At 38.7% G+C, this 13706-nt stretch carries 14 protein-coding genes; 3 read left to right on the top strand and 11 right to left on the bottom strand.

Annotated elements, in window-relative coordinates:
• Window positions 1-114: 114 nt before the first annotated feature.
• The 5 genes from M3210_RS16125 to M3210_RS16105 all read right to left on the bottom strand — a co-directional run bounded on the left by M3210_RS16125 (window position 115) and on the right by M3210_RS16105 (window position 1906).
• Window positions 115-378, bottom strand: a complete 264-nt coding sequence (locus tag M3210_RS16125) for a hypothetical protein (protein ID WP_251516467.1) — start codon at window positions 376-378, stop codon at window positions 115-117.
• Complete coding sequence (locus M3210_RS16120; RefSeq protein WP_251516464.1) at window positions 365-583, bottom strand: helix-turn-helix transcriptional regulator; 219 nt, start codon at window positions 581-583, stop codon at window positions 365-367. The genes M3210_RS16125 and M3210_RS16120 overlap by 14 nt, the downstream gene beginning before the upstream one ends.
• 165 nt (window positions 584-748) lie before the next feature.
• Entirely contained in the window at window positions 749-979 is a 231-nt protein-coding gene (locus tag M3210_RS16115) for a hypothetical protein (RefSeq protein ID WP_251516462.1), read from the bottom strand.
• A complete protein-coding gene (locus M3210_RS16110) occupies window positions 969-1427 on the bottom strand; it encodes a DUF948 domain-containing protein (protein ID WP_251516460.1) in 459 nt (152 codons plus the stop codon). Before M3210_RS16110 ends, M3210_RS16115 begins: the two co-directional genes overlap by 11 nt.
• 2 nt (window positions 1428-1429) lie before the next feature.
• A complete protein-coding gene (locus M3210_RS16105) occupies window positions 1430-1906 on the bottom strand; it encodes a DUF948 domain-containing protein (RefSeq protein WP_251516458.1) in 477 nt (158 codons plus the stop codon).
• Between the two features lie 201 nt (window positions 1907-2107).
• On the opposite strand from M3210_RS16105, the gene M3210_RS16100 reads away from it, so the two are divergent.
• Window positions 2108-2959 (top strand): YihY/virulence factor BrkB family protein, encoded by an 852-nt coding sequence (locus M3210_RS16100; RefSeq protein WP_251516456.1) that lies wholly within the window; start codon window positions 2108-2110, stop codon window positions 2957-2959.
• 39 nt (window positions 2960-2998) lie between these two features.
• On the opposite strand, the gene M3210_RS16095 is transcribed toward M3210_RS16100, so the two are convergent.
• From M3210_RS16095 to uxaC, 6 genes are all read right to left on the bottom strand, one after another.
• On the bottom strand, window positions 2999-4330 hold the full coding sequence (locus M3210_RS16095; protein ID WP_251516454.1) for an efflux RND transporter periplasmic adaptor subunit: 1332 nt from the start codon (window positions 4328-4330) through the stop codon (window positions 2999-3001).
• Window positions 4327-5001, bottom strand: a complete 675-nt coding sequence (locus M3210_RS16090) for a hypothetical protein (protein ID WP_251516452.1) — start codon at window positions 4999-5001, stop codon at window positions 4327-4329. The genes M3210_RS16095 and M3210_RS16090 overlap by 4 nt, the downstream gene beginning before the upstream one ends.
• A gap of 168 nt (window positions 5002-5169) precedes the next feature.
• Window positions 5170-6651, bottom strand: a complete 1482-nt coding sequence (locus tag M3210_RS16085; RefSeq protein ID WP_251516450.1) for a gluconokinase — start codon at window positions 6649-6651, stop codon at window positions 5170-5172.
• 235 nt (window positions 6652-6886) lie between these two features.
• Window positions 6887-7657, bottom strand: a complete 771-nt coding sequence (locus M3210_RS16080; protein ID WP_251516448.1) for an SDR family oxidoreductase — start codon at window positions 7655-7657, stop codon at window positions 6887-6889.
• 110 nt (window positions 7658-7767) lie between these two features.
• Entirely contained in the window at window positions 7768-9036 is a 1269-nt protein-coding gene (locus tag M3210_RS16075; RefSeq protein ID WP_251516445.1) for a nickel pincer cofactor-dependent isomerase, group 22, read from the bottom strand.
• A 367-nt stretch (window positions 9037-9403) separates the two neighbouring features.
• Complete coding sequence (uxaC, locus tag M3210_RS16070; protein WP_251516444.1) at window positions 9404-10816, bottom strand: glucuronate isomerase; 1413 nt, start codon at window positions 10814-10816, stop codon at window positions 9404-9406.
• Window positions 10817-11039: 223 nt separating this feature from the next.
• Here uxaC and M3210_RS16065 point away from each other — a divergent pair, with 223 nt between their 5' ends.
• On the top strand, window positions 11040-12194 hold the full coding sequence (locus M3210_RS16065; RefSeq protein WP_251516443.1) for an ROK family transcriptional regulator: 1155 nt from the start codon (window positions 11040-11042) through the stop codon (window positions 12192-12194).
• A gap of 287 nt (window positions 12195-12481) precedes the next feature.
• A complete protein-coding gene (locus M3210_RS16060) occupies window positions 12482-13654 on the top strand; it encodes an ROK family transcriptional regulator (RefSeq protein WP_251516442.1) in 1173 nt (390 codons plus the stop codon).
• The last annotated feature ends 52 nt before the right edge of the window (window positions 13655-13706 follow it).

The following is a 13706-nucleotide window of genomic DNA, read 5'->3' as shown; positions in this document are numbered from 1 at the left end:
TATTTATGAAGCATTATAATGAAGAGCGTATTCAAGAAAAATTAGGCTACCAATCTCCAATAGAATTTCGTGGAATGGCAGCCTAAGAAGGTGTTTTATTATTGTCTCAAATTGCTATGTCAGTCTAATACCTAAGCTCTTTTTAGGTGATTTCCTCGGCTTTTCGTATTCAATACTAATATTCATTGACAGGTAGGAAAATGCAACCATCGTTATTAGAAATACAATCCACAAGGGATTACCAGTCATTTCCTCCATCCCTTTTGAAACGAAGTCAAACACTAAAATAGCGACAATACCAAAGGTCTGAATAATAAAAGCGATACGAATGTTTTCCAGATTTTTTAACTTTAACCGTTCATCTTTAATTTTTTCCATCTTTCTCACTCTCCTTATTTAACCAAAAAATTTCGTCCAGCGTCTTATCAACTGCATGACAGATTGCCAAACATAATTTCAAGGTTGGATTATACTTCCCTTTTTCAATTAAACTGATGGTCTGACGAGTGACACCAACTTTATCTGCCAACTGTTGCTGCGTAAGATCAGCTTGCACCCTCGCCACTTTTACATTATTCTCCACATGTGATTTCCTCTCGAATGTCATTTATATATTACATTATATAACATATATATGGAATAATGCAATATATAAATTACATTTAATACAACTCCAGTGATTATTCTAGGAAGCGCCCTCTCGTAAACACAAAAAAATGCATGGTGTAATCACCATGCATTTCATACTTCATTCACGCTCTGCATTCATTGCTGCTTTAAGCTTTGCTTCTTGTTTTATTTTTGCAAGCAACAATGCCTGCTTTTCACCATCTTGATAAATCTTATTTTCCAACGCTCTAGCTTTATCGAGGATAGACGGTTCAACGGTTTTGCGATCTCGATAATTCGAAAAAACTCCAATGGCTATACCACTGAGAAGTCCGCCAACAAGAGAAAAAATACGGCCTTTAATTTCCACCTGTGAATTCCCCTTTAGTACGGTCTCCCGCGAACTGCTGACGACGTTTCAACAGATAATAGCCTAATGCAAAAGAACCGTACAGTCCTCCAATTTTATTTTTATCAGCAATTCCTTTACCTTCTTCTGTTTTTTGTTTCATCGTTTCCGTTACATCAACTAAAGAAGAAGTGAATTTTCTTGTCGCGTTCCCTACATCTCCTACGATGTAGAATAGCGGACTTAATTGAGTCATTTTCTCATTTACATCTGCTAGTGTATTATTACTTTCACGTATCATATTAGTCGTTTCCATCATCACATCATCCAATTTTTCAGGAAGCTGCTTCATTGTCTTGTCAATGCCACCGAGGACACCAGCCAGATTATTTAATGTATGCCCTAAGAAAATCGCTAAGATAAAAAATGCTACTCCGATTAATAATACTCCGATACCTACTAATGTCATTTCTATCCCTCTCTCCCTGTTACTGCTATTTCATTGTCATCTCGGATCATCAGTTCATTTCTATCATTTGGTTTTTTACTTTTCCACTGATTGAATAATGTTAAGCCTACCTCGCTCCATTTGATTCCTTCAATAAACGGCTTCACCTTTTTATCCATTTCTTCATCCGTTAAATTGCCAAAACTATTTTGAAATGCTGTATTAGCCGATTGAATGGACTCGCCCAATAATTGAACAGAATCAAACACACTGTCGGTAGCTTGAACCTTTTCTGTCACATCATCCATTAAGGAATCCGTTTCCTTTAGCGTTGCGGAAAGCTCAGGAGTAATCTTTTGCACTTGCTTTTCAACCTCACCTAATGTCACACTAAGTGATTTCATTGTATTCGTTACACGCTTCAGGACAAAGCAGAGATAAATAACTACGATTAGAAATGCGATGGCTACTAGTAAAACACTTAAGTAAATTAGTCCCATAAGTACTATTCCCTCCTTTAGCATCCAAATACATCGACACATATTTATAGAGATATTATACCACTAGATTAATTAAATAAAACGTTTAACGATGGAACAGAACTCTTTTATCCCCTGTAAAGAAAAAGATTATTTTAGACGAGGCAGGGTATATAGTTTATAACATACGAGGGCAAGAGCTAACTGGAGGTCGTGATAATCATGAATAAGATTAAACGTTATGGAAAAGTTATTTCGGAAAAAATTAAAGAAGATAATATCACTCTTTTGGCAGCTGCTTTAGCTTATTATTTTTTATTGGCGGTTTTTCCATTATTAATTGTAGGATTTGCAATTATCCCTTATTTTAATATTTCTCCTGATGATGCGATGGAAGTCTTCTCAACCATTCTACCAGCGGAAATCGCTTCTCTGTTTGAAGAAAATATTGTTAGTCTCGTTCAAACACCTCGGGGAGGGTTACTTACCATCGGGATTATTGGTGCACTTTGGTCAGCATCCAATGGAATCAACGCCTTTATTAAGTCCTCCAATGAAGCTTTTGATGTTGAAGAGACCCGTTCTTTTATCGTCGTTCGCCTCATCTCTTTAGGACTCACCATCGGTTTAATTGTAGCTGTTGTGGTAGCTATAGCATTACCAGTTTTGGGTGATGTTATTTTACAGCTGGTAAGCGACATTACCGGTATTACAGTCGGCATGGGGATCCTGTTACAAGTCCTCCGCTGGATAATCAGTATCGTTGTCCTGACAACATTCATCGTGATGTTGTATCGTTTTGCCCCGAATAAAAAAATCTCCTTCAAACATATTCTACCAGGGGCTATCATTGCCAGCTTACTCTGGCAAGTTATTTCATTCGGTTTTTCCATCTATGTCAGCAACTTTGGAAATTACTCTGCCACCTACGGCACACTCGGAGGAGTGATTATATTAATGGTCTGGTTCTTCTTAACGGGACTGATTTTAATGCTAGGCGCGAGTCTAACTGTTATCTATCACCGTTATAAAATCAGAAGTTCCGCTGAGTTGCATAAAGCTGCGAACATTTAATAGAAAAAGCCAACCCCATTGCACTTGTCAATGGGGTAATTATCTGGATAATATGCCACTTACAAACGATTTCCACTCTGGTCGATCTGGTGAAAGAGATCCTCGATTCAGCTCTCGCCATTGAATTGGCGTAATAAAAGTTGCCCCATTCCGTAATTGCTTCACAGGTCCAGCGGCAACATTTACGCCTGATTCGAGTCCATTTATGATCTCGACTTGATGGTCGTCAAATAGACCAGTTTCTATTTCACGTCGTTGCAACGTTCCATCATTATTCATTTGCCAGACACCGTGATCAATGAATGCATTTTCAAAAATTGCAACAGCCCCAATGGATTCCTCTAACGTAATCATCAATGTCCCGTGGTAGCCCGGCAACAACTCTACATCAGTTTCTGTATCTTCATCTGTTTCTTTATCTTCATTTGTATCTGTGTCTTCATCCGTTTCCTCATCTTCATTTGTATCTGTGTCTTCATCTGTTTCCTCATCTTCAAGCCCTTCTGTGAAGGTCGCAGTAAACTTATAATTACTCTCTTCATCAACCTCTAAAGATGCAGGGGAATGAGCCAGTGAATCTACGACACCCTCCAGCATTACGGCCGATTTTTCGAGCTGTAATACTGCTGGCATTCCCTCTTTTACCTCCGTCCTTTCCACCTCGGTCAGATTCCCAGAAGCTTGGAGTTCGACACTCTCGATGATAATGAGGGGATCTGCAAGTTCGGTCGAAATATGCTTGATTATTCCCGCATATGGACTTTCAACAGTCAGCATGTCACCTGTTGACCGGAGTTCACTCAACTGATTCTCCAACGAGGTAAGTTCCAGATTTTTCGCAGTCAATTCATGCTCTTTTTCTACCAAATACTGTTCTTTCATGAACTCGGCTTCCAATTGCGACTCAGGGATTTCAACAAAAATATCCTCTTCAGTAATTAACACGGAACTGGAAGGATTAAATTCATTGGAAGGGATTGCATAGTTCTCAATTTGAGAAATTGCCGACTCAAGTGCTTCAATCTCTCCGTTTACCCGCTCTATTTGTTGAAGCAAATCCGCCTCGGTTTCATAATAATTTTCCACCCGATACGTATATAGGCCCGTTCCCTCCGTCACCTCATCTCCTTCAGAGACGAGAAACTCTTGAAATATCCCTTTACTACGATCAAAATAAATTTGTTCTTCATTTGCCGCAGACAAAACAACCGGCTTGTACATCTCGTTTTTCAGGTCTGCTGTAAAACTCGCTGACCAATCATTTACATATGAAATACGGTCAATTTTCATTTCGTCATCCTGGAGCACGAGGAATAAATTAACTGCTATAAATAAGATGATTCCTAACTGAAGCCACCGATTTTTCCTCATTCGAACCACCTACTTATCATATAAGAATCCGTAAAAGAAATGGTTGCTGCAAGGACCCAGCCTAACAAATGCAACAAGATAATAAATATCCAGATCGTTCGCTTCTCATTTTCAGACATAGCGTGCAAGAAACGAAACTGAAACCAAATAGTCCACAATTGAAAAAGGGTAATCGCTCCAAAGAAATAAATAAACCATTCAATTTCAAAGATATACGACGCTATTACTCCAAAGGATAAAGGTGACACATACCAATCCAAACCAATAAATATTGCAATCGGAATCCAAATCAAGCGCTCCAACAGCAAGACAGCTAGAACAATTTGTTGCATGATGATTAGCTTCTGATATGGTATTCCTGTTATAAGTTGATAAATCATACTGGGAACAAAGAGTACTGCTGCAGCAAACGACGCACCATACACTACTCTTCCAAGCAAAAACCATAGTTTGCTAGTTTCATATTCGCCAGAACTTAGATATGCCATACTGCTCGAAAGAAAGGTTGATCCAATTCCTAAATAAGCCATCCAACCATAGATTAACGCTGAGGCGAGAATAAGTAATAAACTCGTTTTCCATAGATTCGTTATCTTTTCCGCACGCTTGATACGGAAAATATGATCGTAAATTGAAGTAAAAAATTTGAATAGCTGAACATGATAAGGCATGCTTCGACTTCCTTTTTCAGTTAAATTAGTGTATGACTTACATTTTAACTGAAATACAGAGGAATTTCTATGTAAAGTAGCAATTTTTCTAAATAATAGGAAAGTAGTCCTTATGATTAATAAAAAGAACCAGCTCTTCTCATAAGAAGCTGGTTCCCCATAAATCCATCAGATTTCATCAAATAAAGCAGTGACAGCTTGGCCAAGCTTTTCATATCTTTGATAAACTTTTTGGTATAGCTCATGATTTTGTTTATTGGAGGTGATTTTTATTTCTCCAGGTAGGTTCTCTTTAATCGCACGGAACGATGACGCTTCTCCAATGGCGACAAGCGCTACCCACGCTGCACCCCAAGCTGCATTGTGGTGAGTTTCTGAGAAGTAGAGATCTTCACCGAGAATGTCAGCTAGTATTTGTACCCAGATTGAAGAACGGGTCAGACCACCATTCACTGTAACCTTCTTCGGTTTTCCGGCCAATGTCTCCAATGAACGGTTGATTTGGTAAATGTTAAAAGCAATCCCTTCCAAGACTGCACGTGTCATTTCAGCACGAGTATGCTCGACTTGAAGCCCATAAAAGTTCCCTGACGCCTGCTGATTCCATAGTGGTGCACGCTCTCCATTAACATATGGAAGAAAAAGTATACCGTTTGCTCCCGCCGGCACATCCTTAGCTTCTTCAATCAGTTCTGTATAGTCACCAGGAAACTTGATTACGTCCTTAAACCATTGCAGTACAATACCGCCATTATTAGTAGGTCCGCCAATAATCGATGTATCCTTGGAAAATGCATAGGTGAATGTCTCCATTTTCTCATTGATTGGTGCACCTTCGACAAATTGTCGAATCGCTCCACTCGTACCGACAGAAATATTAACCTCACCTGTTGATGTTGCACCGCTTCCAAGATTCGCAAGCTGGCCGTCCGCAGAGCCGATAATAAATCGATGACCATCCGGTACATCCAAAGCATCCTTCAATTCTGGGACTAGCTCGGATAACTCCCATGTCGGCTCTACAACATCCGCTAACTGGGATTCAGTTATTCCAGCGAGCTCCAATGCCTCAGCATCCCATACTCTGTTACTAACATCGAAGAAACCTGTCGAAGAAGCCATTGCATAATCAATCACACGCTCTCCGAACCAATGATAAACTAGATATTCTTTCATTGTCATGAAATACGTTGCTTGTTCGTAAGCAGAATCTTTATTTTCCCGCATCCATATTAACTTTGTTAGTGGAGTCATTGGGTGGATTGGAGTTCCAGTCCGCGAAAAAATCTCTTTGCCTTTTTCAGCTTCTAGTCGTTCTGCCTGTGCATTCGCGCGGCCATCCGACCAAATCAGCATATTGGATGAGGGCTCTCCCTTTTCATCCACACAAATCAAGGAATGCATAGCAGTACAAAAACCTGTTGCCACCAATTCATAGTTGGATTCATCCACAGAGCCAATGACTTGCTTCATCACTTTTCTTGCAGCTGCCTCAACTTCCTTAGGGTCTTGTTCTGCATAACCTTGTTTCGGATAATATGTAGTTACAAGCTCTTCCGCTTCCGTGATCAGCTTACCTTTTTTATCAAAAACAACAGCCTTTGCGCTAGTTGTTCCTATATCTAAACCAATAACTAGTTTTTCTTTCATTGTCCTCATCCTTTAGATTGTGGGATACGTTATTCGAGGAGCTACCCCACGTAAATTTGTATTCATATAAATATTACATGATATAGTTGATGATTTTCATATCGCCGCAATAGAAAAGGCTTTGAAGAAGTTACGCCTCCCTCAAAACCTTTCTTCTAAACCCTTTGTGGTCAGGGGTTGGAAATCGTCTACGTAACGAAGTATGGATTGAAAAGACCCGTTTTCGTACGCTTTATTAGATTGTCATGCTTCCGTAACCGCCATCTACACGTACGAAGGTTCCTGTTACGAAAGATGATGCTTTATCAGAAGCTAAGTAAATGGCAGCTCCTTTTAACTCTTCCGCTTCACCAAAACGGTTCATTGGTGTATGGCGCATAATGTTTTCAATTCGTTCTTCATCCAAGATTTTACGGTTTTGTTCAGCCGGGAAGAAACCTGGAATGATTCCATTAACCCGAATACCGTGTGGAGCAAATTCACGAGCCAAGTACTGTGTCACACTGTTTACACCAGCTTTTGAAGTAGAGTACGTAAACACGCGTGATAATGGTGGACCAGAAGATACAGAAGAAATATTAATGATGCTTCCTGGTCTTTCTTGTTCAATCATTTTCTTAGCAAAGACTTGTGTTGTAAATACAAGGCCTTTCAAGTTGACGGACATGATGTCATCCCATTCTTCAGGAGTAAGATCGAAAAATGGTGTAGAGCTATTTTTCCCCGGGGCATTCAAGAGAATATCCCAGCCACCAGCCCACTCTTCAATTTGATTAGCAGCTTCTGTAACTGTTTCAAGTTTGCTTACGTCTCCGTAGAAAGCAGCTGCATCTCCACCGGCTGCATTAATTTCTTCAGCAACTTCTTTTGCAGTTTCAAGGTTTCTTCCTACGATTGCAACTCGTGCTCCTTGTTCCGCAAAGCCTTTCGCGATTGCGCTGCCTAATGTACTGTTTCCACCAAAAGCAACTGCCGTTTTTCCTGTTAGATCAAATAAGTTTGTCATCGTTTCCCTCACCTTTTCTAGTTTTTCTCGGATCATTTAGATAAAAATTTCACGAATCTTTTTAGCGCAGCCACAACCCGCTCCAATGAAGCATGAAAGAGTTTTATGAATTAAAATAGGTTTCCGTTCTCATCAAATTCCAATTCATATACATCAGAAATTTGTTCAAGTTCCGGATGGTCCTTCACATGGTCAAGCAGTGTTTCGGATACTTCTATTTCAGCCAATTCCAACGTATTCTTGATTCGGACAACGGTCACCTTTGTAAAATCGAGGATATTCGCCGTTTTGATTGCCGCCTGGAAGGCTTGCTTATCGTTTTCCAATGTAGTTGAGATATGGGTAGGTCCAACAACTGTTGATGTTAAACCATTTGCATATGTTCCGTGGCGATCCATTTTATTCACGAGTCGTTCTGTTGTAAAGTCAGCAGTCCCAACTCCATTCGCATTTCCTTCTGATGCAGAAGTAAGATCGAGAACTGCCATTTTCGTTACTTCAGGTCCGCCGTAAGCGTATGGTGTCGGATATCTCCCCGTAATATTCGGATCCATTCCATCCCCACTGATGTTTTTTCCAATCTCATCGATAATCAGGACGTCTATTTTATCAAAATGCAGTTTCGGTAATAGCTTTTTCGCGAGCTTCTGCAATTCAATTTCCCGCTCTTCAATTTCCTCTGGTTTAAGCACGGCAATTTCCGCCACTTTGTCAAAAGCATTCTCAACCGTTGCTACAGCAAATAATATCGGCATTTTTTCCAAAGCAATCCTCGCCATCTTTGGAATGTTTTCCGCCATGTACTTGAAGCCCATTTGGTGGCAGGCTTCTGCACCTTTTTGCTTTCCTAGCCCAATACTGATCATCTTCATGATTCCACTTTCAACCGGACCACGGAATGCCGTATGAGGCTTAACACGGTTAATGACAACAATTCCATCTGCTTCGGATGCAAATTTATCAATATATACCGGTAATCCATTTTCCAATTGCCCAATCTGGATGACTTCCATTGATGAACGGATTTCCGCTCCCACCGTCTCTTCTGTCACACCAAGATGCTCAAGCACTGCCTTTTGGCCCTCAGCTGTAGCACCGCCATGACTTCCCATTGACGGAACGATGAATGGCTTTGCACCAAGTTCTTTTAAGAATTCAACCGTTACTCGTGTGACATCCACTAATCTATCAGTTCCTCTTGAACCAACAGCAATTGCGATTTCCATTCCCGGCTTCACAAATTCAGCGACGCCTTCTTTTTCCAATTCCTGTTTCAGAGTTCCCGGTACATCTTCAATTTTCTCGTCTGAAAACGATTGACGGACCTTCGCCATCTTTGGTATCGGAATATCTTTCAGTAATTCATGGAGAATACCCATTTTTCACGACCTCCAGTTTATCATTCATTAATCTTATTATAATCGTATACCCTTACATCGGGTATTTTATAAGGGGTTATTGTAATCCCTTTCATTTCTCTCAAAAAAGTGAATTTTGAGCTCATTTAATTTGTTTACCGGATAAATTAATTACAAATATACCTTAACACTTTATACATATATCGTCAATTAAAAATTGGCATTTATCGCAACAAACAAAAGACGTAAAGTATAGGACTTAGATGCTGCATTCGAGTTCAAAACAAGGACTAACGCATATTCAAACGATGCATTGGTCCTTGTTCAGATAGTAAAAAACTATTCACTTTGTTTACGTATTGAAATAAACGCAACTTCTTGACCAATTTTAGTTGCTTTTAGGTTCGAAGTTGAAATAGCGCTTTGCATTTTCATAGCAGATATTGCGCACGTATGTACTCAATAGTTCTAAATCATTCGGCGCCTTGCCTTCCTCTACCCAAGCCCCTAAGATATTACATAAAATTCTTCGGAAGTATTCGTGTCTTGGGAAAGAAAGAAAGCTTCTAGAATCAGTAAGCATTCCGATAAAGTTACTAATAAGTCCAATATTCGCTAATGTTTTCATTTGATCTTCCATTCCATCGATGGTGTCATTAAACCACCATGCAGTTCCAAATTGAACCTTTCCAGGGACCTCATCACTTTGGAAGTTTCCAGCCATGGCAGCCAGTATATTATTGTCACGAGAGTTTAAACTATATAGAACCGTTTTAGGAAGTTTGTCCTTAACGTCCATCGCATCAAGTAAGTTTGAAAGCTTATCTGCCAGCAAGTGATCTCCAATGGAGTCAAAGCCAGTATCTGGTCCTAACAACTTAAACATACGTGTGCTGTTATTTCTCAGTGGATTAATATGCAGCTGCATTGCCCAGCCTTTATCAGCATATAATTCTCCAAGGAATACTAAGGTATACGTTTTGTATTGTTCAACTTCAGCAGCTGTTAAGGATTCACCCTTCAATCGTTTCGTAAAGATTCCGGCTACTTCATCTTTCGTTGCATTCTCATAAAATATCACATTAATTCCATGATCAGAACTACGGCAGCCATGCTTATCAAAGTAATCGACACGACTGGATAGAGCATCGAGAAATGCATCATAGTTTTCAATGGATTGATTTGTTACAGATTCCAACTTTTCCACCCATGGAAGGAAGTCTTCATTTTCAATCGCTAACCCTTTATCCGGGCGGAAGGAAGGAGAGACTGTTACAGAATAATCCGTTTTTGCGAGTGCCTGATGCGCCTTTAGATCATCTGTTGGGTCATCCGTTGTTCCAACAAATTCCACTTTTTTGTTTTTCAGTAGGTTTCTTGCAGACATTTGCGGAGTCGATAGTTTTGCATTAGCCGCTTCCCAAATGGCTGGAGCTGACTTTTCATTTAGTAATTCATCAATATCAAAATAGCGGAGCAGTTCCAAATGTGTCCAATGATATAGCGGATTACCTAGTGTATTAGGTACTGTTTTTGCCCAAGCAAGAAACTTTTCATAAGCGGGCTTATCACCAGTTATGTAATCTTCGGAAATTGCATTCGCACGCATTGCTCTCCATTTATAATGATCTCCACCCAACCAAATTTCAGCTAAGTTTTCATAATTTTTATCTGCAAGTATTTCATGTTGGTTTAAATGGTTATGATAATCAATAATAGGCAAATCCTTAGCAGTATCGTGGTATAACTTACGGGCGGTATCATTGTACAATAAAAAATCATCGGTTATAAACGTTTTCATTGTTCTCCTGCCTTTCCTTATAGCCATTTATTTTTCAAAACGTCTTATTTGTTTGCCAAACAAACAAAAATGTTCTATATTCATAGTACATGTAAACGCTTTACTTTTCAAGTTGATTTGCAACTTTTAAACGAAATGAAAGCCTTTGCAAATTATTGTGCTTATTCTTTTGTATTGAGCGATCAATAAAAGGGGCATTTTTATTAAATGGGGGAGGAACAACATGGTTACAGGGGATGGCGCATACATAAAGAAATTAAACAGAAGGATTATTTTACAAAAGATTATTGAGCGCGGATTTGTTTCTCGAGCGGAACTTGCTAAAATAACAGGTCTGAATAAAGCGACTGTATCCGTACAAGTTTCTGATTTGCTCAATGAAAATCTCGTTAAGGAAACCCAACTGGAGCATCATTCAGTAGGCAGAAGGCCTATTATGCTTTCAGTTAATGGCAGAGCCGGTTATGTACTTGGAATCGACCTTGACTATAAAGAAATTATTTATCGCATTTCCAGTCTGCAAGGCAATTTAATAGAGACGAAAACCGCTGAATTGGACACAGAGCGGTATGAAGAAGTTGTCGATATCCTTATAGCAGAAATCAAGCAATATAAAGATGATTATGCCGATTGTACTTACGGACTTGTGCAGACAATTATCGGCGTTCACGGTACCGTAAATAATAATGAACAGATTCAATTTATCCCTCGATTACAATGGACCGATAAGAATCTGAAAGCAGATATTGAGCGTGCAATTGACATAACTGTTTCTATCGAAAACACTGCCAATCTCTCCGTATATGCTGAAAGAGTTTATCAATATCCAGAGAGTGATAACCTATTAGGAATCGTACTCAGTTCCGGGATAGGTGCGGGAATCATTAGTGATGGGAGCCTAACCAAAGGCCATGATGGTTATGCTGGAGAAATTGGTCATATGATCATTTCCCCTTATGGGAATAAATGCAGTTGTGGTAACCACGGTTGCTGGGAACTTTATGCTGCAGAACCTGCGGTGTACCATATGTTAATGAAGAAGCTTGATCGACAATATCTAAACTATGCTGATATAAAGAAATTACTTGCGGCGAACGACCTTACAACAAAACAAATCATGAAAAACTTTATTCATTATGTATCGATTGGATTAAATAATATGATTAATTCCTATAATCCTGAAAAATTAATTATTAACAGCGAATTATTAAAGCTTTACCCGAATGCAATTAAAGAAATAGAACAAAGCCTCCGTTCATCTGTTAGTATTTATCAAAAAATCGTCTTATCTAATCTAGGCAAAGATGCGAGTGTATTAGGAGCATGTTCGCTAGCTATTCAAAACTTCCTTGATGTATCAGAGGTTATATTTCAATAAATATAATAGTAGGTTCAAACAAGGAGATGCCCTTTGCACCATATTTTCTGAATTACTTTGTTTGGAATATAATAATAAACTAATCTAATGTTCCACTATTATTTCACTTGATTCCACATTACATAGTTCATTATTTGCTATAATGGTATTAGTAAATAACGTTACAGTTTGAAAGCCTTTACAACCTGTTATCATAGTGATAAATTTAAAATGGCATGTTGTATTATTTGTTCGCTAAACAAATAATGGGAGATAGAATATTGTCATACATAAAAGGGGGATACAACATGGTTACAGGGGATAGTGCATACATAAAAAAACTAAATAGAGGACTTATTTTACAAAAGATTATTCAACATGGACTGATTTCAAGAGCGGAAATCTCTAAAATTACCGGTTTAAACAAAGCTACCATTTCAGCCCAAGTTGCTGAATTGATCGATGAAAAGCTAATAACCGAAACACAGATGGAACACCATACTGTTGGAAGAAGACCAATCATGCTATCGATTAATGGTAGTGCCGGCTATGTTTTAGGCATCGATCTTGATTATAAGGAAATTAAATATCGTATATCTGACCTACAAGGAAATCTAATCGAAACAGAAATAGAAATAATAGATACTGAGGTTTATGAGGAAATCGTTGAAATCCTCAGTGAACACATTCAAAAGTACAAACAAAAATATTCCGCATGTCATTTTGGGCTTGTTCAAACAATCATCGGTGTTCATGGTACTGTAAATAATGACGAATGGATTCAATTTATTCCGAGACTGGAATGGACGAATAAGGATTTAAAAGCGGATCTTGAACGTGTTATCGATATGAATATTTCAATCGAAAATACCGCTAACCTATCTGTATACGCCGAAAGGGTTTACCAATTTCCAGAAAGCGATAATATATTAGGAATCGTGCTCAGCTCAGGTATTGGTGCAGGAATTATAAATGATGGAAAACTCATTAAAGGACGTGATGGGTATGCTGGGGAAATTGGACATATGATTATCTCCCCTTACGGAGGCGAGTGTAAGTGTGGAAACCAAGGATGTTGGGAACTTTACGCCGCGGAACCTGTCGCCTTTTCTCAGTTAATGGAAAGACTGGACCGTCCGAATTTAAGCTATGAAGATATTAGACAATTAATCGAAGCAAATGATTCCACCACCATTGACATAATGAAAACTTTTATTCTATATGTTTCAATCGGACTAAATAATATGATCAATTCATATAACCCGGAGATGTTGATTATAAATAGTGAATTGTTAAAGCTATATCCAAACGCAATTCAGGAAATTGAAGAAAATCTACGCTCTTCAGTAAGTGTTTATCAACAAATTGTCCTGTCCGATTTAGGAAAAGATGCAAGTGTACTAGGTGCATGCGCACTCGCCATTCAAAACTTCTTTGAAGTCGATGAAGTAATATTTCCAAAAGAAAAAGTTATAGCGTAAATGTTAATTGAAGAGAATCAGGGATTTCAAGCATTTTCATTAAAATCAAGCA

The sequence above is a fragment of the Oceanobacillus luteolus genome, from assembly GCF_023715655.1.
In the GTDB taxonomy this organism is placed as follows: Bacteria; Bacillota; Bacilli; order Bacillales; family Amphibacillaceae; genus Oceanobacillus; species Oceanobacillus luteolus.
The sequence above is the reverse complement of the archived record's forward strand: the minus strand, read 5'-3'. Positions and strand labels throughout refer to the sequence as shown.

Coding starts and splice junctions, on each gene's coding strand:
- M3210_RS16125 (WP_251516467.1), bottom strand. CDS start 378: ATGGAAAAAATTAAAGATGAACGGTTAAAGTTAAAAAATCTGGAAAAC.
- M3210_RS16110 (WP_251516460.1), bottom strand. CDS start 1,427: ATGACATTAGTAGGTATCGGAGTATTATTAATCGGAGTAGCATTTTTT.
- M3210_RS16105 (WP_251516458.1), bottom strand. CDS start 1,906: ATGGGACTAATTTACTTAAGTGTTTTACTAGTAGCCATCGCATTTCTA.
- M3210_RS16100 (WP_251516456.1), top strand. CDS start 2,108: ATGAATAAGATTAAACGTTATGGAAAAGTTATTTCGGAAAAAATTAAA.
- M3210_RS16095 (WP_251516454.1), bottom strand. CDS start 4,330: ATGAGGAAAAATCGGTGGCTTCAGTTAGGAATCATCTTATTTATAGCA.
- M3210_RS16090 (WP_251516452.1), bottom strand. CDS start 5,001: ATGCCTTATCATGTTCAGCTATTCAAATTTTTTACTTCAATTTACGAT.
- M3210_RS16085 (WP_251516450.1), bottom strand. CDS start 6,651: ATGAAAGAAAAACTAGTTATTGGTTTAGATATAGGAACAACTAGCGCA.
- M3210_RS16080 (WP_251516448.1), bottom strand. CDS start 7,657: ATGACAAACTTATTTGATCTAACAGGAAAAACGGCAGTTGCTTTTGGT.
- M3210_RS16075 (WP_251516445.1), bottom strand. CDS start 9,036: ATGGGTATTCTCCATGAATTACTGAAAGATATTCCGATACCAAAGATG.
- uxaC (WP_251516444.1), bottom strand. CDS start 10,816: ATGAAAACGTTTATAACCGATGATTTTTTATTGTACAATGATACCGCC.
- M3210_RS16065 (WP_251516443.1), top strand. CDS start 11,040: ATGGTTACAGGGGATGGCGCATACATAAAGAAATTAAACAGAAGGATT.
- M3210_RS16060 (WP_251516442.1), top strand. CDS start 12,482: ATGGTTACAGGGGATAGTGCATACATAAAAAAACTAAATAGAGGACTT.